A 21,337-nucleotide genomic window follows, 5' to 3' on the forward strand; every position below is an offset into this window, starting at 1 on the left:
TAGGCGTTCGCCCCGTAGACTTGTGGCCCGTGACCCACTCCTCGCCCGCCGCAGTCCTCTGGGACATGGACGGCACCATCGTCGACACCGAGCCGTACTGGATGGAGACCGAGGCCGAGCTGGTCTCGGCGTTCGGCGGCACCTGGACCCACGAGGCCGCGATGACGCTGATCGGATCGGGGCTCGAGCGCAGTGCGCGCATCCTGCAGGAGTACGGCGTCGACATGCCGGTGCCCGAGATCATCGACCTGATGTCGAGCAAGGTGATGGAGAAGATCACGGCCCACGTGCCGTGGCGGCCCGGAGCCCTGGAGCTGCTGCAGGCGCTGCACGCCGAGGGCGTGCCGATGGCGCTGGTCACCATGTCGATCGGCCGGATGGCCCGCCACGTCGCCTCCTTCATCCCGTTCGACGCCTTCGCCGCGATCGTCTCGGCCGACGACGTCACCGAGAGCAAGCCGCATCCCGAGGCCTACCTCACGGCCGCGACGGCCCTGGGCGTCGACATCACCCGCTCGGTCGCGATCGAGGACTCGGTGACCGGCGTCACCTCCGCCGTCGCCTCCGGTGCCGCCGTGGTCGGCGTCGAGCACCTGCTCGCCCTCGACGACTCCGGCGCGCACCGCGTCTGGCCGACACTGGACGGCCGCACCCCGGACGACCTCGCCGAGGTGCTGGCCGAGGTTCGGCAGGCCTCCGACACCCGCCCCGAGGAGGCACGCGCATGACCGATCAGGACACCGCCTCGAAGGCGGCCCCTACTCCCCAGTTCAGCGGACCGTTCCGCGAGGGCGACCGGGTGCAGCTCACCGGCCCCAAAGGCAAGCTCAACAGCATCACGCTCGAGGCGGGCAAGGTCTTCCACACGCATCGCGGCGCCATCGAGCACGACTCGCTGATCGGCCTGCCCGACGGCTCGGTCGTCTCGAACACCGTCGGCGTCGAGTACCTGGCGCTCCGCCCGCTGCTGACCGACTTCGTGATGTCGATGCCGCGCGGCGCGGCCATCATCTACCCGAAGGATGCCGCGCAGATCCTGGCCCAGGCCGACGTCTTCCCCGGCGCCACCGTCGTCGAGGCGGGGGTCGGGTCCGGCGCCCTCTCGCTCTGGCTCCTCCGCGCCCTGGGGCCGGAGGGCCGGCTCTCCAGCTTCGAGCGCCGCGACGAGTTCGCCGACGTCGCCCGCGCCAACGTCGCCGCCTACTTCGGCCACGACCCGGCCGGCTGGACCGTCACGGTCGGCGACCTGCAGGAGGCGCTGCCCTCCGTGCATCCCGACGGCACCGTCGACCGCGTGGTGCTCGACATGCTCGCGCCGTGGGAGTGCGTCGACGTCGTCGCCGACGCCCTCAAGCCCGGGGGAGTCGTGCTCTGCTACGTCGCCACCGTGACCCAGCTCTCCCGCGTGGTGGAGGCCTTCCGCGACTCGGGGCTGTTCACCAACCCCGACCCGAGCGAGACGATGGTGCGCGGCTGGCACGTCGAGGGCCTCGCCGTGCGGCCGGACCACCGGATGATCGGGCACACCGGCTTCCTCGTCACGGCCCGTCGCCTCGCCCCGGGCGCCGTGCTGCCCGAGCTCAAGCGCCGCGCCTCCAAGAGCGACTTCTCGGACGAGGACGTCGAGGCCTGGACCCCGGGCGCCCTCGGCGAACGGGGCATCAGCGCCAAGAGCCTGCGCAAGCGCGTGCGTGCCGCGACGGCGACGGCGGATGCGGCGAAGGCCCGCGAAGCCCGCGGGAATACGACCGACCCCGATCAATTAGGATAGTTTCGCTCCCCGGGCTCCCGCTCGTCGAACGCAGGAAATGAGGATCCGTGCGCAAGTCTCTCGCGCTCATTCTGTCGGCAGGTCTGCTGCTGTCGCTCGCAGCGTGCAGCGGGTCGCCCGCGGGCCCCGACTGCTCCGCCATGCCGGCCTCCGGCGACTCGAGCAACGCGGTGAGCGTCACGGGTGACGTGGGCGCCACGAACGTGACCGCCACCTTCCCGTCGCCCCTGGTCACCGACACGACCGAGGCGACCGTGCTGGTCTCCGACGACGAGGGCACGCCCGCCGGCCTCGGCGGCACCGTCGACGTGGTCTACTCCATCTTCGACGGCGACTCCGGCAGCCAGGTGGGTCAGGCCAAGTCCGGTCTGGTCGCCTTGAGCGAGTCCCTGCCCGAGGGCCTCCGCAACACCCTGGCCTGCACCGGCCCGGGCGAGCGCGTGGCCGTCGTGCTGCCGAACGACATCGGCACCCAGATCGACCCCGCCGCGACCGGCTCCGTGGTCATGGTCTTCGACGTCACGACCGCGTACCCGCAGGCGGCGAACGGCGCCGACCAGCCCGCCGCATCCGGTTTCCCGAGCGTCGTGCACGACGAGAACGGCCGCCCCGGCGTGCTGATCACCGGCGAGGCCCCGACCGAGGCCAAGTCGACCCTGCTCAAGAAGGGCGACGGCGCCGTCGTGGCCGAGGGCGACGCCCTGCTGGTGCAGCGGACGGACGTGTCGTACACGACCAAGAAGGTCGACGAGGCGAACTCCACCTGGGTCACCGGCGCACCGCAGCTGTGGCTGGCATCGGACGACACTACGAAGACGCAGGGCTCGAAGCAGCCCGCCGGCATCGCGGAGTACCTGATCGGGCAGACCGTCGGCTCCGAGGTGCTCGTCGTGCTGCCGGACTCGAGCGGTTCGGCGACGGCCTACGTCATCGACATCCTCGGCGTCGTCACCCAGCCGTAGGGCCGCCGGGCCCCCGGCCGACGTAGAATTCCAGCGTGCCAACCCCCCGGAAGCAGTCCGCCCCCGCCGTCCCGGTGGAGGAGCGACTGTTCAGCCTGGTGCTCGCGCTGCTGGCGACCGATGCGGGGCTGACCAAGAACGAGATCCTCTCGACCGTGCAGGGCTACCGCCAGCGGTACGCCGTCCGCGGCGACAACGCGAGCCTGGAGCGCCAGTTCGAGCGCGACAAGGACGACATCCGCGAACTCGGGGTGCCGCTGGAGACGATCGAGGATCCGGCCGACGTCGGCAACAACCAGGCGCTGCGCTACCGCATCCCGCGCGGGGCCTACGAGCTGCCCGCCGACATCGCGTTCTCGGCAGAGGAGACGACGCTGCTGAACCTCGCGGCGATGGCCTGGCGGGAGGGATCGCTCTCGCGCGAATCGCGGCGGGCGCTGCTGAAGCTCCGCTCCATCGGGGCGGAGACGAGCGACCCCGTGCTCGGCTACGCGCCGCGCATCCGCACCCGGGACGCCGCCTTCGACCCGCTGTCGGACGCGCTGGCCAAACACGTGACGGCCTCGTTCAGCTATCTGAAGCCCGGCGAACCCGCGGCGCGCCTGCGCACCGTCGAGCCGCTGGCGCTCGTGCAGCACCAGGGGCGCTGGCACCTCAAGGCGATCGACCAGCGGGTGGGGGAGCCGCGCACATTCCTGCTGTCGCGGATCGTCGGACCGGTGCGGCTCGGTCGCACCCCGCTCGAGGTGCCGCCCGGCAACCACGCCGAATCGGCGTTGGCCGAGCTCGAGGAGATCTGGCAGTCGAACGTGGCCGAGCTCGAGGTGGCGCCCGGCACCGACGCCGCCGTGCGGCTGAGCCACCGCCGGGGTGCGCGGCTCGGCGACGGCGACCGGGTGCTGGTGCACTTCACCGACCTGGCGCTCCTGGCCGACGAGCTCGCGGGCTTCGGGCCGGAAGTGCGGGTGGTCGGGCCCGAGCCGCTGGTGGACGCGGTCGTGTCGCGGCTCCATGCCGCGGTGGCCGCCCATGAACCGAGCTCTCCGGCGGGCTCCTCACCGAGCTCCCCGCCGCCGCCGCCCTCCCGGGCGGAGGTGCTCTGATGGCCGCCGCCCAGCCCTTCGCCTACGCGCAGGACAAGCTGACCTTCCTGCTGGCCCTCGTTCCCTACCTGCTCGACGTCGGGCGGGTGAGCGTCGCCGAGGCCGCCGGGCACTTCCAGGTCTCGGAGAAGCAGATCCGCGACGCGGTCTCGCTGATCGCGGTCTCCGGCATCCCGGGCGAGACGATGCAGTACCAGCACGGTGATCTGTTCGACATCTCCTGGGACGACTTCGACGACCGCGACGAGATCGTGATCACCCACCAGGTGGCGCTGGACGACTCGCCCCGGTTCTCGGCCCGCGAGGCCGCCGCGCTCATCGCAGGGCTGCAGTACCTGCAGTCGCTGCCCGAGAACGTCGACCAGGGCGTGTACTCCTCGCTGATGGACAAGCTCGCCCGGGGCGCGTCCGAGAGCCCGAGCCAGGTGGCGGTCGCCCGATCGGACGCCACGGTCTCGCTCCGCGAGGTGCGCGAAGCGCTCGCCCGGGGCCGCCAGGTGGAGTTCGACTACCTCTCCTCGCGCGGCTCGCAGGAGCGCCGCCGGGTCGACCCGCTGCGCATCGACTCGGACGACGAGAACTGGTACCTCCGGGCCTGGGACCACGCCCGCGAGGCGGTCCGCACCTTCCGGCTCGACCGGATGACCGCGATCGCGGTGACCGACGAGACCGTGGTCGCCACCCACGCCGACCTCCCGCTCGGCGACACGCTCTTCCAGGGCGGCGACGACGACCTCATCGTCACGATCGAGCTCGACCCGACCGCGGTCTCGCTGCTGGGCGAGTTCGTCTCGAACAGCGAACTGCAACCGGATGCGGTGGCGGGGGACTCGGGGCGGGTGCGCGCCCGCATCCGCGTCGCCCACATCCACGGCCTCAAGCGCCTGGTCACGGCCCGCCCGGGCGCGGTGACGATCGTGGACCCGCCCGAGGCCCGCGCCGAGGTCGTGCGTTGGGCCGAGGACGCCCTCGCCCGGTACGCCGGATAGGCTGTCCGGATGGCGTGGTGGGCGTGGCTGATCATCTGGACCGTTCTGGTGCTGGGTCTGCTCGGCATGCTCGCCTGGCTCGGCTACCGCCTGTTCAAGAAGTTCACCGCGACCCTCGGGGCCCTGGACGAACTGGGCCAGAAGGTGGCGGCGCTCACCGACAACGTCGAGAAGCTCTCGCCCGAACCGGTCGACAACGCGATCGAACTCGGCTACCCCGTCGTGGCCCGGATGCACGAGCGTCATGAAGAGGTCAGGGCCGAAAAGAAGCAGGCACGCAGGGAAGCCCGATTGGCGCGGGGTAAACTGCTGATCAATCCCGAAACGATTCCGACTCTGAGGAAGTAGACGCATGTTCGCCAACTTGAACGGGTGGCACCTGGTGGTCCTCCTGGTCGTCATCCTGTTGCTGTTCGGCGCGACCCGTCTTCCCGCCCTCTCGCGGAGCCTCGGCCAGTCCATGCGCATCTTCCGCAACGAGACCAAGGCGATGAAGGACGAGAGCGCCGCCGAGCGCGCCGCGCAGGCGCCCGCGACGGCTGCCGCTCCGACCGCTGCCGCCCCGGCCGCCGCTGCTCCGGCGGCGACCGCCGACGCCGCGTCGCCCGCGCCCGCTGCCGCCCAGCCCGTCGCACCGCCCGCCCCGGTCGTCGCCCCCGCGCCCGCCCCGGAGAGCGCCCCCGACACCCCGAAGCCGTAGGGCCGGTGGCCGTCAAGTCGCCGCGGCCCCCGCGCTCGCGCGACGGTCGGATGTCGCTCGGCGCCCATCTGATCGAGTTGCGGAAGCGGCTGTTCATCGCCGCCCTCGCCATCGTGGTGGGCATGATCGCGGGGTACATCGTCTCCGACTGGGTGCTCGCCGCCCTGATCAGGCCGATCTCCGAGCTCGCCGCCGAGCAGGGGCGCAATGCCAGCCTCAACTTCACCGACGTCTCCTCGGCGTTCGACCTGCGCATCCAGATCTCGTTCACGGTCGGTGTGGTCGTCTCGTCGCCGGTGTGGCTGTACCAGCTCTGGGCCTTCGTCATGCCGGGCCTCAAGAAGACCGAGAAGCGCTACGCGGTGGGCTTCCTCGCCGCGGCCGTGCCGCTCTTCCTCGCCGGCTGCGCCGCGGGCTGGTTCGTGCTGCCGCACATGGTCACCCTGCTGACCGGTTTCGCGCCCGAGGGCACCACCGCCCTCCTGACCGCGCGCTCCTACTTCGACTTCGTGCTGAAGCTCGTGCTGGCGATCGGCATCGCCTTCGTGCTCCCCGTCTTCCTGGTACTGCTCAACTTCGCCGGGGTGCTGAGCGCCGCGGCCATCCTCAAGTCCTGGCGCATCGCCATCCTCGCGATCACCCTCTTCACCGCGATCGCGACCCCGGCCGCCGACGTGATGTCGATGTTCCTCCTCGCCATCCCGATGGTGCTGCTCTACTTCACCGCGGCCGGGATCGCCTGGCTCCACGACCGCCGGGCGCGCCGCGCCGCCGAGCGGTTCGACGTCGAACTGGCCGTCTGATGGCCGCCCGAAAGGACACCGAGGTGCTGAGCCCCGCCGAACGGTACGCGGCCAGCCGGCAGCGCGCCGGTCACCCCCAGGTCGAGCTGTTCCGTGCGGGGATGGGCTTCGACCTCGACCCGTTCCAGATCGAGGCCGCCGGAGCGCTGGAGGACGGCCGGAGCGTGCTGGTGGCCGCCCCGACCGGCGCCGGGAAGACCGTGGTGGCGGAGTTCGCGGTGCACCTGGCCATGCAGTCGGTGCGCGACAAGGTCTTCTACACCGCGCCGATGAAGGCGCTGTCGAACCAGAAGTTCAACGAGTTCGTCGCCGAGTACGGCCCCGACGAGGTGGGCCTCCTCACCGGCGACACCAACATCAACGCCGACGCCCGGATCGTGGTCATGACCACCGAGGTGCTGCGGAACATGCTGTACGCCGACTCGGGGCTGCTGAAGAACCTGCGCTTCGTCGTGATGGACGAGGTGCACTACCTCGCCGACCGCTTCCGCGGCGCCGTCTGGGAAGAGGTGATCATCCACCTCCCGCAGAGCGTGAAGCTGGTCTCCCTCTCGGCCACCGTCTCGAACGCCGAGGAGTTCGGCGACTGGCTGCAGGCCGTGCGCGGCGACACCGAGGTGATCGTCTCGGAGGAGCGGCCCGTGCCCCTCGACCAGCACGCGCTGGTCAAGACCAAGTTGATCGACCTGTTCGACTCCACGGGCCGTGCCGCGACCAACCGGGTGAACCCCGAGCTCGCCCAGCTCGTGCGCGGCGGCGCCTCGCTCGGCGCCCACAACCGCGGCCGCGGCGGCTACCGCGGCGGCGGCGGCGGAGGGGGCGGTGGCGGAGGCCGCGGTCGCAACGGCCGGAACAACGGGCGCGGCGGCGGACCCCGACCGCACGGTGGCGGCGGCTTCGAGCGGATGGACCGTCCCGACGTGATCGCCCTGCTGGACGAGCACCGGTTGCTGCCGGCGATCTTCTTCGTCTTCAGCCGGGTCGGCTGCGACCAGGCCGTGAAGCAGGTGCTCCGCGGCGGGGTGCGGTTGACGACCGAGGAGGAGCGGGAGGAGATCCGGCAGATCGTCGACGAACGCTGCCGCACGCTGCTCGACGAGGATCTCGCGGTGCTCGGCTACTGGGAGTGGACCGAGGGTCTGCTGCGCGGAGTCGCGGCCCACCACGCCGGAATGCTGCCCGCCTTCAAGGAGGTGGTCGAGGAGCTGTACCAGAAGAAGCTCGTCAAGGTCGTCTTCGCCACCGAGACCCTCGCGCTCGGCATCAACATGCCGGCCCGCACCGTGGTGCTGGAGAAGCTCGAGAAGTTCAACGGCGAGGCCCGCGTGCCGATCACCGCGGGGGAGTACACCCAGCTCACCGGCCGCGCCGGGCGCCGCGGCATCGACGTCGAGGGGCACGCCGTCATCCAGTGGCGCGAGGGGCTCGACCCCCAGGAGGTCGCCTCGCTCGCCTCGCGGCGCACCTACCCGCTCAACTCCAGCTTCCGCCCCACCTACAACATGGCCGTGAACCTGATCGACCAGTTCGGCCGGCCGCGCACCCGCGAGATCCTCGAGTCCTCGTTCGCCCAGTTCCAGGCCGACCGCGCCGTGGTCGACCTGGCCAGGAAGGTGCGCCAGCAGGAGGAGTCCCTCGAGGGCTTCGACAAGGCGATGACCTGCCACCTGGGCGACTTCCGCGAGTACGCGCGCATCCGTCGCGAACTGACCGACCTGGAGCGTTCGGGCGCCGGCAAGGCCGACACCCTCTCGCGCGGCGACCGGGACAAGCGGCAGCGGCGGATCGCGGCGCTCCGCGGCCAGCTGCGCTCGCATCCGGTGCACGGCTGCAAGGATCGCGAGGCCCACGCCCGCTGGGCCGAGCGCTGGTTCACCCTGAAGCGCGAGACCGACAAGCTGACCCAGCAGATCCAGACCCGCACCAACGTGATCGCCAAGGTCTTCGACCGGGTGACCGACGTGCTGCTCGGCCTCGGCTACCTCACGACCGATGAGGAGGGCGAGACCGTGCTCACCTCGCACGGCCACACCCTGAAGCGGATCTACGGCGAACGCGACCTGCTCGTCGCCGAGTGCATCCGCCGGCAGGTCTGGCGCGAGCTCGACCCCGCCTCGCTCGCCGCGATCGCCTGCGCCCTGGTCTTCGAGCCCCGTCGTGACGAGAGCGAGACGCCCGAGCGCTTCCTGCCCCGCGGCGCGTTCCGCCCGGCGCTGGAGAAGACCCAGGAGCTCTGGGCGACGATCGACGAGATCGAGCGCGACCACAGGCTCCCGGGCAGCAACCCGGTCTCGCTGGGTCTCAGCACCGCCATGCACCGCTGGGCCCGGGGCGGGTCGCTCGACGAGGTGCTGACCCTCGCCGACCTGGCCGCCGGCGACTTCGTGCGCTGGTCGAAGCAGACCATCGACCTCCTCGACCAGCTGCAGGGCACCTCGGATGCGCGGGTGGCCGCCACGGCCCGCTCGGCCATCGACGCGGTGCGCCGCGGTATCGTCGCCTACTCCTCGGTCGCATGAACGTGACGACGACCGACCGAGGGTTCACCGCGCCCGTCATGCCGCTCTGGCTCGCCCTGATCGGCGCGGTCGGCGCCGGCATCGCCCTCGACGCGGGCTTTCCGGACAAGGGCTGGTGGCCGCTGACCCTGGTCGGGGTCGCGATCGTGCTCACCGCGCTGATCGGCCGCCGCTGGGGGAGCGCGCTCCTGATCGGCGCGGTCGCCGGCGCGACCTTCTGGGGCGTGCACATCTCCTGGCTCACGCTCTACCTCGGGCCGGTGCCGTGGCTCGGGCTCGCCGGCTTCGAGGCGATCTACTTCGGGCTCGGCGCCATCCTGATCGCCCTGCTCTACCGTCGGGCCGACCGCACCTGGACGACGGCCCGCAGCCGGCTGCTGATCGTGCCCGTCGCCGTCGCCGGGCTCTGGATCCTTCGGGAGGGCGTGAACTCGATCTTCCCCTATGGCGGGTTCTCCTGGGGCCGGGTCGCGATGTCGCAGTCCGAGTCGCCGTACGCGGGCCTGGTCGCCTGGTTCGGGATGGCGGGGCTCAGCTTCGTGCTGGTCTGGCTGGTCGCCTTCCTGATCCAGCTCGTGCGCGAGAGCGGCGTCCGTGCCTCGACCCGCGCGCTGATCGGCGCCACGGCCATCGCCGCCTCGCTAGCCGTCCCCGCCTGGCCCGCGGTGACCTCGGGCACCTCCCGCATCGCGGGGGTGCAGGGCAACGCGGATGCGGGGCTGTTCGCCCCGCACGCGCCCGGTGAGATCCTGAGCGACCACGTCGCGGCCTCCGCCGCTCTCGAGGGCCAGAAGCTCGACCTGGTCGTCTGGCCGGAGAACGCCTCCGACCTCGACCCGGCGAAGTACCCGATCGCCGCCCAGACCCTCGACGCGGTGAGCCAGGAGCTCGGCGGCGTGCCGCTGGTCGTCGGCACCATCCAGCAGCGCGGCGACAAGGTCTACAACACCTCGCTGCTCTGGCAGAACGGGGGCGTCACCGACTACTACGACAAGCGGCACCCGGTGCCCTTCGCCGAGTGGATGCCGAACCGCGACTTCTTCCACGCCCTCGCGCCGGACCTGGTCGACCTGGTCACCCGCGACTACGAGTTCGGCACCACCGACCTCACCTACGACATCGACGGCCTCACGGCCGGGGTCTCGATCTGCTTCGACATCACCGACGACGCCGTGATGCGCGCCATGGCGGGGGAGGGCGCCCAGGTCGTGCTCGCCCAGACCAACAACGCCGACTTCGGCCGCACCGACGAGAACGTGCAGCAGCTCGCGATCGCGCGGCTGCGGGCGGTCGAGTTCGGCAAGAGCGTCGTCAACATCTCCACCGTCGGCACCAGCGAGATCATCGCGCCCGACGGGAGCCGGTTGGCGGGGATCCCGCCCTACGAGGCCGGCACGATGGTCGCCGACGTCCCGCTCGCGACCGCCCCGACGCCCGCGTCCCTGCTGGGCTTCCAGATCGAGTGGCTGTTCGCCGGGCTCGGTCTCGGCGCCCTCGCGGTCGCCTTAACGACGAGAACGCCGCGCCGACCCTGAGGTCGTGCGGCGTTCGATCGGGATCGACTGCGCTCAGGCGCCGATCTTCTGCGTTCCACGACGGGAACGAAGGTACTGCAGCCGCTCCTCGAGCAGCTCTTCGAGCTCGGCACGGGTGCGTCGCTCGAGCAGCATGTCCCAGTGACTGCGGGGCGTCTTCGCATCGGCCCGGTCGATCGTGACGGGTTCGCTGCCCACCATGAGGGTGGCCTCGTGACTGCAGAACTTGCATTCCCAGGTCTCGGGGGCCTCTGCCTCGGCCGAGAACACCATCTCGGTGTCGCGGCCACAGGTGGCGCATCGGTACGTGTACGAACTCCGGGGTGAAAAGACGACACCCTCTTCGCTCTGCAGGCTCTGTGCCCCCAGACGCATTCCGCGCAAACTGCGATCTGCCATTGTGTGGTCTCCTCTCGCGTTGCTTCCTCGGTTATAAACCGCTCGGCTGAGTGAATCCTTTCCGCGCGCCGCTATTACCAGTACTCTCTCAGCGAATTCGGGTAGATCCCAGTTCGGGGGGTTGACCACCGTGGCCGGAGGCGACCAATGCCAGCATCAGGTCGGCCCGGTCGGTGACGATCCCGTCGACCCCGCGCGCCAGCAGGTCGCGGGCGACCTCGACGTCGTTGATCGTCCAGACATGCACCTCGACACCCGCCCGGTGCAAGCGGCGGATGATGCGCGGCGTGGTCGTGGAGAAGCCGTAGATGCGCGACGGGATCTGGACCGCATCCACCCGGCGGAGCGCGGCGCGGACGAGCGGCACGATGCCGAGCTTGGCGAAGACGAGGGCGGGCACGAACTCGGCCGCCGACGCCGAGGCGGCGATGCGCCGGCCGCCGGCCTCGACGGCGTCGACCGCCGCGCGTCGGCGGGCGGAGGAGAATGAGGTGAGGAGCACGCGGTCGGTCGCGCCCGCCTCGAGGATCGCGGCCGCGGCGGGCAGGGCGGCATCCGCCGACTTGATGTCGATGTTGAAGCGGGTCTCCGGATGCGCGGCGAGCACCTCGGCGAGCGTCGCGAAGGAGCGGCCCCCGCCCAGGTCGACCTCGCGGAGCTCGGCCAGCGTGAGGTCGGCGATCAGGTCGGGGCGGCCTGCCACCCGGTCGAGTGACGGATCGTGGCTGGCCACGGCGACGCCGTCGGCCGTGGCGTTGACGTCGGTCTCGACGTACTGCGCCCCTGCGGCGATCGCGCGGTCGAAGGCCGCGATCGTGTTCTCGGGCACGTCGAGGGCGAGGCCCCGGTGCGCCAGGATGCGCGGGCGGGCAGGGGCGAACCAGGCGGTGCGGGTGGCGGTGCGGTCGGTATGGGCGGCGGCGCGGCCGGTGCGGGAGCGGGCGGTGCGGGCGCGGCTACTCCGCGCGCGGCGGGGCACCCTCACCTCGCTCACCGCGATCGGTGCGATCGCCGCGTTCGCCGAAGGCCTGGCCGATGCCCTTGAGCGCCTCGGTCAGCTCGCTCGGGATGACCCAGAGCTTGTTCGCGCTGCCCTCGGCGATCTTCGGCAGGGTCTGCAGGTACTGGTACGCGAGCAGGAGGTTGTCGGGCTCGCCCTTGTGGATCGCCTCGAACACCGTGGTGATCGCTTCGGCCTCACCCTGCGCGCGGAGGACGGCGGCCTTCGCGTCGCCCTCGGCTCGGAGGATCTCACCCTGCCGGTGCCCCTCGGCCTCGAGGATCGCGGACTGCTTGGTGCCCTCGGCGGTGAGGATGACGGCGCGGCGCTCCCGCTCCGCGCGCATCTGCTTCTCCATCGAGTCCTGGATCGACACGGGCGGGTCGATCGCCTTCAGCTCGACCCGCGAGACGCGGATGCCCCACTTGCCGGTCGCCTCGTCCAGCACGATCCGGAGCTGGCCATTGATCTCATCGCGGCTGGTGAGGGCCTCTTCGAGGTTGAGGCCACCGACCACGTTGCGGAGGGTCGTGGTCGCGAGCTGCTCGACCGCGCCGAGGTAGTTGGCGATCTCGTAGGTGGCCGCCCGGGCATCCGTCACCTGGAAGAAGACGACCGTGTCGATCGAGACGACCAGGTTGTCCTCCGTGATCACCGGCTGCGGCGGGAAGGACACGACCTGCTCGCGCAGATCGATCAGCGGACGGAGGCGGTCGATGAACGGCACCAGGATGTTCAGGCCCGGCATGAGCGTCTTGTGGTACCGCCCGAGGCGCTCGACGACGCCGGCGCGGGCCTGCGGGATGATGCGCACCGCGCGCCCCACCACGACCAGCACGAAGATGACGATGATCGCGACGATCACGATCACGACCACCTGGCCGACGATGTCGTTCATAGGATCGGTTCCTGTCGTTCGGAGGGTCGGGCGGCCGGGACGACGATGGCCGTCGCCCCGTCGATGGCGGTGACGAGCACCCGCTCGCCCCGGGCGAGCTCGCGGTCGTCGGTGAGCGGGGAGACCCGCGCGGTCCAGGTGTCGCCGTTGGCGAGCTTCACGTGCCCCGCGGTCGAGGTGATCTGGTCGAGCACCAGACCCTCGAGCCCCAGGAGGGCGTCGACGTTGCTCTTGGCCGGATCGCCGCCGCGCTTCAGCAGACGCAGGAGCGGCGGGCGGAGGGTGAGCAGCAGGAGCACCGAGAGCAGCGCGGCCACGATGACCTGCCAGTACCACTCGGCGCCGAACGCGCCGGTGATCAGGCCGCCCAAGCTGCCGATCGCGATCATCAGGAAGGTGAACTCGAGCGTCAGCATCTCGACGATGACGAAGACGAGGATCAGCCCCAGCCACAGGATCCAGGCATAGGAGTCGAGGAACTCGAGCATCAGCGGTCTCCTTCCGACGGGGGAGCGGCCGGCCGTGGACGGGCGACCCTTCCCCTTCGACGGTAGCAGGCCCGGACCCGATAGCCAGGGGAGTATCGGCTACTTGGTAGTCTCGGAGCGTCGTTCGATCTACCGAGGAGTTCTCCGTGACGCAATCCACCACCGGTCCGCTCGCCCCCGAATCGCTCGCCGGCAAGAGGGCCCTGGTCACGGGCTCCTCCCGCGGCATCGGCGCCGACACCGTCGGCTACTTCGCCGAGGCGGGGGCCTCGGTCGTCATCAACTACCGCAACAAGGAGGCCCGCGCGGCCAAGCTCGCCACGAGCATCCGCGAGGCCGGTGGCGCGGCGATCGTGGTCGGCGCCGACCTCACCGACCCCGCCTCCGTCGCGGCCATGTTCGACCAGGTGCAGGCCGACCTCGGCGGGCTCGACATCCTGGTGCTCAACGCCTCGGGCGGCATGGAGTCCGGCATGGCCGAGGACTACGCGATGGCGCTCAACCGCGACGCGCAGGTCAACGTGATCACGGCGGCCCTGCCGCTCATGGCGCCCGGCTCCCGCGTGGTGTTCGTGACCAGCCACCAGGCCCACTTCATCCGCACCACGGCGACGATGCCGGAGTACGAGCCCGTCGCCCTCTCCAAGCGCGCGGGGGAGGACGCGCTGCGTGCTCTCATCCCGAAGCTCGACGAGCTCGGCATCGGCTTCGTCGTGGTCTCCGGCGACATGATCGAGGGCACGATCACCGCGACCCTGCTCGAGCGCGCGAACCCGGGAGCGATCGGTGCCCGCAAGGAGGCCGCCGGCCGGCTGTACAACGTGAGCGAGTTCGCGGCCGAGGTCGCCGCGGCCGCCGTCGACCCCATCCCGGCCAACCACACCCGCTACGTCGGCGACGTCTCCGACTTCGACCAGAGCGAGGAGTAGGGCCGTGGGCGGCGGGGCGGATGCGGCCACGCCCGCCGACGCGCTCATCCTGAAATCCCGGGTGCTGCTCTTGGACCAGGCCGGGGAGGCGCTGCTGTTCCTCACCCGCGCCGACGTGCCCTCGAACCCGACCCGGTGGCTGACGCCGGGCGGGCACCTGGAGCCGGGGGAGACCCACCGCGAGGCGGCCGTGCGCGAACTGTTCGAGGAGACCGGCCTGGTCGTGCCGGAGCGGGTGCTCGGCGAACCGGTCTATGCGCGCGACTTCGTGGCCGAGCCCGCGCCCGGCGTGCCGCGGAGCTACCACGAGGAGTGGTACCTCCACCGCGTGCCGCGGTTCTCGCCGGTCGACGAGAACTGGACCGACGACGAGCGCGTCGACGTCGAGGAGTGGCGGTGGTGGAGCCTTCCCGACGTGACCGCGTCGGGTGAGGTGTTCGAGCCCGTGGAGTTCGCCGCGGTGTGGGGCGGGGTCGTCGGTTAGATCGTCTTCGCGCCCGTGCGGCCCATCGTGGCGGCGGTGATCGCGGCGAAGATGCCCGTCACGATCAGCATGATCCCGGCGAACAGCACCAGGATGCCGATCGACTCCAGCGGCAGGAAGATCACGACGATCCCGGCGACGACCGAGACCACGCCGAGGATCGTGCCGAACCACTTCGAGCTGTCCTGCGCGGTCTCCATCACGGCGAGCACGCCCTCGAGGATCCACGAGAAGCCGATCACCAGCGCCAGCGCGATCAGCGAGACGACCGGGTTGCGGATGGCGACGACGCCCGCGACGATCAGCAGCACGCCGAGGATGATGTTGAGCGCCCGGAGGCCGCCGGTGACCGAGTTGTTGACGATGCCGCCGACGATGCGCATGAGCCCGACGATCCAGAAGTAGACCGCGAACAGGAACGCGATCGTGTAGACGATGGCGTCGGGGTTGTTGAACGCCAGCACCAGGACGACGATGCCGAGCACGACCGAGAGGATCGCGCGGACCCACAGTCCCGCCTTCAGCCAGCGCAGCGCGGTAGCGGTGAGGTCGTGGTCGAAGAGCCAGAAGCCGGTCGAGGATCCGGGCGTGGTGGTCGGCGTGGTCATGTTCTCCCCCTGAGGACGTGGGCTGGCCTCACGGCGGCGCCCGGATGCGGTGTTCTCCGCTCAATCTAGCGCTCCGCCCCGCGTCGGGAATAGCGTGGTGTTCGTGTTTTGTTGAGGTATACTCATATCAATATGAAAGAGTATAGTCCGTCGGCGGGGAAGGAGGCGGTCGTGGTTCCGACGATCGTCACCGCGGCGAGCATCGCCGTGATCGTGTGGGCGATCGTCGTGGTGCTCGGGGCGCCGCAGGGGAGTGGGCCCGCTAAGGAGCGGGGGATCCCGTCGTCGGAGGTCCCGTCGCCGCACGTGCTGTCGCTGGCACCCCGCATCCGGGACGGCCCTCGAATATCATGACCGGCATGGACACCAGCGAGCACGTCGCCGATCGGCACGAGGTCATCCGGGTTCGCGGCGCGCGCGAGAACAACCTCCAGGGGGTCGACCTCGAGATCCCGAAGCGGCGACTGACGGTCTTCACGGGAGTCTCCGGGTCGGGCAAGAGCTCGCTGGTCTTCGACACCATCGCCGCCGAGTCCCAGCGGATGATCAACGAGACCTACAGCGCCTTCCTCCAGGGCTTCATGCCGACCCTGGCCCGTCCGGACGTCGACCTGCTCGAGGGGCTCACGACCGCGATCATCGTCGACCAGGCACGGATGGGCGCCGACCCGCGGTCGACCGTCGGCACGGCGACGGATGTGAACGCGATGCTCCGCATCCTGTTCAGCCGGCTGGGCGACCCGCACGTCGGGTCGCCGAACGCGTACTCGTTCAACGTACCGTCGGTCACCGGCAGCGGCGCGATCACGGTCGACCGCGGCGAGGGCAGCAAGGCCGTCAGGAAGACGTACACCGTGACCGGGGGCATGTGCCCGCGATGCGAGGGGCGCGGGGCGATCTCCGACATCGACCGCACCCAGCTCTACGACGACTCCAAGTCGATCGCCGAGGGCGCCATCACGGTTCCGGGGTACACCGCCGACGGGTGGATGCTGCGGATCGTCAAGAGCGCCGGGTTCTTCAGCCCCGACGTCCCCATCCGCGACTTCACGCCGAAGCAGCTCGACGCCTTCCTGCACCACGAGCCGATCAAGGTGAAGGTCGACAACGTCAACCTCACCTTCGAGGGGCTGATCGTCAAGGTGCAGCGCTCGTTCCTCTCGCGGGACATCGACTCGCTGCAGCCGCACGTGCGCGCCTTCGTGGAGCGCGCGGCCACCTTCACCGCCTGTCCGGACTGCGAGGGCACCCGGCTGAGCGCGCCGGCGCGGTCGTCGCGCATCCGGGGCATCAGTATCGCCGATGCCTGCGCCATGCAGATCAGCGACCTGGCCACCTGGGTCGCCGACCTCGACGAACCCTCGGTGGCACCGCTGCTCGAGGGGCTCGCGCGCACCCTCGACTCCTTCGTCGGCATCGGGCTGGGGTACCTCTCGCTCGACCGGCCGTCGGGCACGCTGTCCGGGGGAGAGGCGCAGCGGGTGAAGCTCGTGCGGCACCTCGGCTCGTCGCTCACCGACGTCACCTACGTCTTCGACGAACCGACGGCGGGCCTGCATCCGCACGACATCGAGCGGATGAACGTGCTGCTGCGACGCCTCCGCGACAAGGGCAACACGGTGCTGGTCGTCGAGCACAAGCCCGAGACGATCGCGATCGCCGACCACGTGGTCGACCTCGGGCCGGGTGCCGGGACGGCCGGCGGCACCATCTGTTTCGAGGGCACGCTGGAAGGGCTCCGGGCGAGCGGGACCCTGACCGGTCGGCACCTCGACGACCGGGCGTCGGTCAAGAGCGCGGTGCGCCCGGCGACCGGTCAGCTCGAGGTCAGGGGAGCGGCGTCGCACAACCTGAAGGGGGTCGACGTCGACGTTCCGTTCGGCGTGCTCGTGGTCGTCACCGGCGTCGCGGGTTCGGGCAAGAGCTCGCTGGTGCACGGGTCGATCTCGAAGCGCGAGAACGTGGTGGCCATCGACCAGAGCCCGATCAAGGGCTCGCGTCGCAGTAATCCGGCGACGTACACCGGTCTGCTGGAGCCGATCCGCAAGGCCTTCGCCAAGGCCAACGGCGTCAAGCCCGCGTTGTTCAGCGCGAACTCGGAGGGCGCGTGCCCCGTCTGCAACGGCGCGGGGGTGATCTACACCGACCTCGGCATGATGGCGGGGGTCACGAGCGTCTGCGAGGAGTGCGACGGCAAGCGCTTCCAGGCCGCCGTCCTCGAATACACCTTCGGGGGCAGGAACATCAGCGAGGTGCTCGAGATGCCGGTCTCCGAGGCGGCGGAGTTCTTCGGCGCCGGTGACGCGCGGCTGCCGGCCGCGCACACGATCCTGACGCGGCTGACGGATGTGGGGCTCGGCTATGTCAGCCTCGGTCAGCCCCTCACGACGCTCTCCGGCGGCGAGCGGCAGCGCCTGAAGCTCGCGTCGCACCTGGGTGGGCCCGGCGACGTCATCGTGCTCGACGAGCCGACGACCGGCCTGCATCTGGCGGATGTCGCGCAGCTGCTCGGCCTGCTGGACCGCCTGGTCGACTCGGGCAGATCGGTGATCGTCATCGAGCATCATCAGGCCGTCATGGCGCACGCCGACTGGATCATCGACCTCGGGCCGGGCGCCGGCCACGACGGCGGCTCGATCGTCTTCGAGGGAACACCGGCCGATCTCGTCGCCGACCGGACGACGCTCACGGCGCAGCACCTAGCCGCCTACGTCGGCGCCTGAACCGGCGCCCACCGCGGCGGTTTCGGCCACCGTCGCCCCCCTTCGCGGTCGTATTGATCGCGCTGATAATGTACATTATGTCAATAGCCGGATAGGGCAAGCCTCCCCGCGGTCGGATCGATCAGACGACGCGCAAGGCCGGTGCGCTCTCGCTATGACCGGCAAGCCGCCCGTAGAACGTCACGTGTCGCATCGAACGCCGAAGCTGAAGCGTTCTACCGCAACCGCGCGGAGGCCTAGTTCTCTCAGCGGGAGCGCATTGAAGCGTCTTATCAGTGGTCGGGATCGCTTCGCCTCGTTCAGAACCGCCCGGACGGGTCGCGGCGCGAGCTGCTCCCCGACTAGGACGGGGCCTCCTGACGCCACTCCCCTGACGCCGGCCGGTCACCACTCCCCTGCCTGTCTTACCTACGAATGCCGTCCGGCACCGCAACATCATTGACTTGCTAAGGGATGAGCTTCTCTCGCATGACGGCGGCGGTGGCCGTCCACAGGCTGGAGGTCGTCAGCACCACGACCACCACGTTGCCGTCGACGATCCCGGTTCGGATCCGTATGCCCCGCCGCCGCGCGAGAGCCCTGATCCCTGCTCTCAGCAGATCCACGCCCTCCCCCGCGTCGAGTCGGCGCGACGCCTGCCCGTCACGGACTGCGAGATCGAGCATCTCTGATGCCACCGACGATTCCATGGCTCCCGTTCTACTCGCTCTCCCGCCCTTCAGGCAGTCTCCGTGCATCCGTGGTCGTCTTCGACGACCGGGGTAGGGTCGGCGGGTGTGAACCCGAACGCACCCTCGCGCCGCGCGCGCTTCCATCAGCGGTATCTGTTCGAGCAGCGGGAGGTCACGCCCGGTGCGCGGCGCAGACTGCTCGTCGCCGGCCGCATCCTGGTCGCGCTCGGAGTCATCGGCTTCGCGGCGATGACCGTCCAGGTGCTCACCGGCACCGGCCTCGCCCAGCTCGACCCCGCGGTCGCGGAGTGGTTCCGCCAGAAGCGTTTCGCCGAGGGCACGGTCGTCATGGACACCCTGGCCACCGTCTTCGGCCCGATCTACCTGCCGATCATCATCGTGGTGGTGCTCATCGTCTGGTTCGCCCTGGCGCGGCATCTCTGGCGGCCGCTGCTGCTCGCATCCGGCACCGCGTTCGGCGTGCTCTGCGTGCAGATCGCCGCCCACGCCGTGCAACGCTCGCGTCCGCCGGTGGAGTACATGCTGCTCGGAGCCGACGGCACGTTCTCATTCCCCTCGGGGCATGTGACCGGCGTGAGCGACTTCTTCCTCCTCCTGACCTTCCTCCTCGTCTCCCGACGGCCGTCGGTGCCCGCCTGGATCGGCGGCTTCGCGCTCTCCGCCGGCATGATCGCGTGTCAGATCATCGCGCGGCTGTACCTCGGTTACCACTGGCTCTCCGACACCCTCGCCTCGGTCACCATCGCGCTCGCGATCCTCGGCGCGGTCATCCTCATCGACACCCATCGCACCACCGTCGTCGAGTCGACCGCGCCGACCGCGTCGAACGCGACCGCGTCGCCGAGTGGCCGGGTGTCGATGCCCTCCCGCGGCGGGAGGACGGCGGGCAGGTCCTCCCGCCACTCCCCCATCACAGGAGGTTGAGGGCCACGATCAGCGCCACGAAGAACAGGCTCACGGATCCGACGATGAGGATGGTGCCGAGCCCCCAAGTCGTCCGCAGTCGTCGCCCGCGCTTCGCCACCGAGGCGGCGCGGACTTTCGTCGGTCCGCTCTCGACCCCGCCTCCTCCGAGCGCCGGCCCGACCTGCTCGCCGCGTGCGAGCCGCTCGTCGCGCCAACTCCCCCACCGCTCGATCCGATCGTCGAGCGCATCCACCGCGTCGGCCAACGCCGTCCACCGCCCGGGATCGTCGATGACCAGGTCGCGGGCACTGATCAGGAACATCCAGTCCTCGTCGATCTCGACATCGAGGCCACGCACATGATCGACCAGCCGCGCCATGACGTCGGGCGTGAAGAGGTAGAGGGCGTCGCGCTCGTAACCCTCCGGGCAGTACAGGTGGAAGAAACGGTCGAAGTCGCCCTCCAGTGGTAGGCGCTGATCCTCGCGCAAGACGGAGGACGTGTGCAACGGCCGCTTCGGGCCGTCCAGGGACCGCAGCACGATGTTGGGAAGCGGGACCGGCAGCCGCAGTGCGACATAGCCTCCGAACGCCGGAGCGGTGTTGGCGGTCACGGGGCGCGCGATCTCGTAGTTCGCGAACTCGGTGCCACGGTCACCCGGCGTGGCGAGCACGTGATAGAGATTCAGCGCTCCTCGCCGCCGGAAGGGCGAGTCCCGTGCCGCCCTGGTCGGCCCGGGGCGGTAGCTCATGCCGTTCGCGGCCGCGAACCGCATCAGCCGGTGGTGCACCCGCGGCTTCGGGCGGCGACGGTACACCCGGATGAACGCCCACCCGCAGAGCACGCCGGGGAACAGGATCAACCCACCGAGCACGACCTGCACGATAATGGCGACGTCGATCCCCGTCTTGCCCATCGCGACCTCGGCGGTCAGGAGCAGGGCGAGGGCGAGGAATCCGATTCCCGATCCGAAGGTCGGCACGGCGAGCACCCAGCGCCGGATCAGCCCCGCCGTGTCCCGCGCCTCGGGGTGCTGGGCGACGAGGGCTCGCCACGATCGACGGGCCTCCTGCCTCGACGGATGCTCGGAGAGCGCGCTCGTGTCGAGGAGGGTGGGCAGAGCCTGCACAGATCGATACCTTCCGGTCGTGGGCCGGTTCGGGAGGGACCGCCGTTCCGAGGCTACCCCGGTGCAGCGAACCGGATCAGCCCCGCTCAGCTCCCGGTCGCGCGACGGACCGGCCCGGGCTGCACGGGACCCCGCGGCGGGACCGCCTAGGCGCTCTCGTCCGGCATCCGGTCGCGACGGAGCCGGACGAGATTCGGCAGCGGGCACCAGGCGGCGAGTTGGGGATAGTCGAGCACGATGCCCACCACGCCGGTGTCGGCGAGGGTGAGGAGCCAGTCGAGGGCACCGGGCAACGGCACCGAGAACAGGGGAATCGGCGCGCCCTCGGCGACGAGCCCGTTGGCCACGGCTCCGGCCTCCGCCCGCTCGGGTGACGTGTAGACGCAGACCAGCAGGCCGTTCGGGCCTGCGATTCCGTAGGGCCTCGGACTGCCGGGGGTGCCGCGATCGACGAAGAACCAGTCCCTGAGCGCGGCGACCGCTGTCCAGAGCGCGACCTGGGCGTCGAGGTCGTCGGGCGCTTCCTGGCAGAGCTCGTTGAGGTGGTCGATCACGGCGAGGGCCGCCTCGTCGTTCGAGCCGGTCGTGCGGCGCGCCTCGCGGGTGCCGTCGTCGTCAGGCGTAGCGGAGTCCATGGTTCGAAGATATCCGACACGGATCGGCGCGGCACGACCAGCAGTGCACGATCGGCGCGCAACG

23 protein-coding genes are annotated in these 21,337 nt (G+C 70.5%); 15 read left to right on the forward strand and 8 right to left on the reverse strand.

Annotated features, from left to right (window positions below; translation table 11 throughout):
- The first annotated feature begins 29 nt into the window (after positions 1-29).
- The 10 genes from AC59HU_RS01370 to lnt are packed head-to-tail and all read left to right on the forward strand — an operon-like array spanning position 30 to position 10,382.
- Positions 30-728 (forward strand): HAD family hydrolase, encoded by a 699-nt coding sequence (locus tag AC59HU_RS01370; RefSeq protein ID WP_497221517.1) that lies wholly within the window; start codon positions 30-32, stop codon positions 726-728.
- Entirely contained in the window at positions 725-1,771 is a 1,047-nt protein-coding gene (locus tag AC59HU_RS01375) for a tRNA (adenine-N1)-methyltransferase (RefSeq protein WP_497221518.1), read from the forward strand. Before AC59HU_RS01370 ends, AC59HU_RS01375 begins: the two co-directional genes overlap by 4 nt.
- Positions 1,772-1,818: 47 nt before the next feature.
- The gene (locus tag AC59HU_RS01380; protein WP_497221519.1) at positions 1,819-2,733 is read left to right on the forward strand and encodes a hypothetical protein; all 915 of its coding nucleotides are present in this window, start codon (positions 1,819-1,821) and stop codon (positions 2,731-2,733) included.
- Between the two features lie 35 nt (positions 2,734-2,768).
- Positions 2,769-3,836 carry a helix-turn-helix transcriptional regulator gene (locus AC59HU_RS01385; RefSeq protein ID WP_497221520.1) on the forward strand — a complete coding sequence of 356 codons (1,068 nt, stop codon included), beginning with the start codon at positions 2,769-2,771 and terminating at the stop codon, positions 3,834-3,836.
- Positions 3,836-4,825 carry a helix-turn-helix transcriptional regulator gene (locus AC59HU_RS01390; RefSeq protein ID WP_497221521.1) on the forward strand — a complete coding sequence of 330 codons (990 nt, stop codon included), beginning with the start codon at positions 3,836-3,838 and terminating at the stop codon, positions 4,823-4,825. The genes AC59HU_RS01385 and AC59HU_RS01390 overlap by 1 nt, the downstream gene beginning before the upstream one ends.
- 9 nt (positions 4,826-4,834) lie before the next feature.
- Positions 4,835-5,173 carry a hypothetical protein gene (locus tag AC59HU_RS01395; RefSeq protein ID WP_497221522.1) on the forward strand — a complete coding sequence of 113 codons (339 nt, stop codon included), beginning with the start codon at positions 4,835-4,837 and terminating at the stop codon, positions 5,171-5,173.
- A gap of 4 nt (positions 5,174-5,177) precedes the next feature.
- Positions 5,178-5,525 (forward strand): Sec-independent protein translocase subunit TatA, encoded by a 348-nt coding sequence (gene tatA, locus AC59HU_RS01400; protein WP_497221523.1) that lies wholly within the window; start codon positions 5,178-5,180, stop codon positions 5,523-5,525.
- Positions 5,526-5,575: 50 nt separating this feature from the next.
- Positions 5,576-6,328 (forward strand): twin-arginine translocase subunit TatC, encoded by a 753-nt coding sequence (gene tatC, locus AC59HU_RS01405; RefSeq protein ID WP_497222065.1) that lies wholly within the window; start codon positions 5,576-5,578, stop codon positions 6,326-6,328.
- Positions 6,328-8,847 carry a DEAD/DEAH box helicase gene (locus AC59HU_RS01410; protein WP_497221524.1) on the forward strand — a complete coding sequence of 840 codons (2,520 nt, stop codon included), beginning with the start codon at positions 6,328-6,330 and terminating at the stop codon, positions 8,845-8,847. The genes tatC and AC59HU_RS01410 overlap by 1 nt, the downstream gene beginning before the upstream one ends.
- Positions 8,844-10,382: an apolipoprotein N-acyltransferase gene (lnt, locus tag AC59HU_RS01415; protein WP_497221525.1), complete on the forward strand. Its 1,539-nt coding sequence runs from the start codon at positions 8,844-8,846 to the stop codon at positions 10,380-10,382. The genes AC59HU_RS01410 and lnt overlap by 4 nt, the downstream gene beginning before the upstream one ends.
- 33 nt (positions 10,383-10,415) lie before the next feature.
- Here lnt and AC59HU_RS01420 read toward each other — a convergent pair whose 3' ends face one another.
- The 4 genes from AC59HU_RS01420 to AC59HU_RS01435 form a co-directional block, all read right to left on the reverse strand.
- On the reverse strand, positions 10,416-10,781 hold the full coding sequence (locus AC59HU_RS01420; protein ID WP_497221526.1) for an RNA polymerase-binding protein RbpA: 366 nt from the start codon (positions 10,779-10,781) through the stop codon (positions 10,416-10,418).
- 88 nt (positions 10,782-10,869) lie between these two features.
- Complete coding sequence (locus tag AC59HU_RS01425) at positions 10,870-11,775, reverse strand: glycerophosphodiester phosphodiesterase family protein (protein WP_497221527.1); 906 nt, start codon at positions 11,773-11,775, stop codon at positions 10,870-10,872.
- Positions 11,738-12,679, reverse strand: coding sequence for an SPFH domain-containing protein (locus AC59HU_RS01430; RefSeq protein WP_497221528.1), 942 nt, complete (start codon positions 12,677-12,679; stop codon positions 11,738-11,740). Before AC59HU_RS01430 ends, AC59HU_RS01425 begins: the two co-directional genes overlap by 38 nt.
- Positions 12,676-13,167 carry an NfeD family protein gene (locus tag AC59HU_RS01435; protein WP_497221529.1) on the reverse strand — a complete coding sequence of 164 codons (492 nt, stop codon included), beginning with the start codon at positions 13,165-13,167 and terminating at the stop codon, positions 12,676-12,678. The genes AC59HU_RS01430 and AC59HU_RS01435 overlap by 4 nt, the downstream gene beginning before the upstream one ends.
- A gap of 146 nt (positions 13,168-13,313) precedes the next feature.
- Between AC59HU_RS01435 and AC59HU_RS01440 the strand changes: the two genes are divergently transcribed.
- The gene (locus AC59HU_RS01440) at positions 13,314-14,096 is read left to right on the forward strand and encodes an SDR family oxidoreductase (RefSeq protein WP_497221530.1); all 783 of its coding nucleotides are present in this window, start codon (positions 13,314-13,316) and stop codon (positions 14,094-14,096) included.
- A gap of 4 nt (positions 14,097-14,100) precedes the next feature.
- Complete coding sequence (locus AC59HU_RS01445; protein ID WP_497221531.1) at positions 14,101-14,580, forward strand: NUDIX hydrolase; 480 nt, start codon at positions 14,101-14,103, stop codon at positions 14,578-14,580.
- Here AC59HU_RS01445 and AC59HU_RS01450 read toward each other — a convergent pair.
- Positions 14,577-15,188 (reverse strand): DUF308 domain-containing protein, encoded by a 612-nt coding sequence (locus AC59HU_RS01450; protein WP_497221532.1) that lies wholly within the window; start codon positions 15,186-15,188, stop codon positions 14,577-14,579. The two genes, AC59HU_RS01445 and AC59HU_RS01450, sit on opposite strands and share 4 nt — an antisense overlap.
- 171 nt (positions 15,189-15,359) lie before the next feature.
- Between AC59HU_RS01450 and AC59HU_RS01455 the strand changes: the two genes are divergently transcribed.
- Both AC59HU_RS01455 and AC59HU_RS01460 read left to right on the forward strand, forming a co-directional pair.
- The gene (locus tag AC59HU_RS01455) at positions 15,360-15,542 is read left to right on the forward strand and encodes a hypothetical protein (protein WP_497221533.1); all 183 of its coding nucleotides are present in this window, start codon (positions 15,360-15,362) and stop codon (positions 15,540-15,542) included.
- A 5-nt stretch (positions 15,543-15,547) separates the two neighbouring features.
- Positions 15,548-17,911 (forward strand): ATP-binding cassette domain-containing protein, encoded by a 2,364-nt coding sequence (locus tag AC59HU_RS01460; RefSeq protein WP_497221534.1) that lies wholly within the window; start codon positions 15,548-15,550, stop codon positions 17,909-17,911.
- Between the two features lie 446 nt (positions 17,912-18,357).
- Here the strand turns inward: AC59HU_RS01460 and AC59HU_RS01465 are convergent, their stop codons facing one another.
- Positions 18,358-18,576: a hypothetical protein gene (locus AC59HU_RS01465; protein WP_497221535.1), complete on the reverse strand. Its 219-nt coding sequence runs from the start codon at positions 18,574-18,576 to the stop codon at positions 18,358-18,360.
- A 111-nt stretch (positions 18,577-18,687) separates the two neighbouring features.
- Here AC59HU_RS01465 and AC59HU_RS01470 point away from each other — a divergent pair, with 111 nt between their 5' ends.
- On the forward strand, positions 18,688-19,527 hold the full coding sequence (locus AC59HU_RS01470) for a phosphatase PAP2 family protein (RefSeq protein ID WP_497221536.1): 840 nt from the start codon (positions 18,688-18,690) through the stop codon (positions 19,525-19,527).
- Here the strand turns inward: AC59HU_RS01470 and AC59HU_RS01475 are convergent.
- Positions 19,514-20,638, reverse strand: coding sequence for a hypothetical protein (locus tag AC59HU_RS01475; RefSeq protein ID WP_497221537.1), 1,125 nt, complete (start codon positions 20,636-20,638; stop codon positions 19,514-19,516). The genes AC59HU_RS01470 and AC59HU_RS01475 overlap by 14 nt on opposite strands.
- Positions 20,639-20,784: 146 nt before the next feature.
- On the reverse strand, positions 20,785-21,273 hold the full coding sequence (locus tag AC59HU_RS01480; protein WP_497221538.1) for a hypothetical protein: 489 nt from the start codon (positions 21,271-21,273) through the stop codon (positions 20,785-20,787).
- Between the last annotated feature and the right edge of the window lie 64 nt (positions 21,274-21,337).

This window comes from Herbiconiux sp. 320_LB, assembly GCF_059691755.1.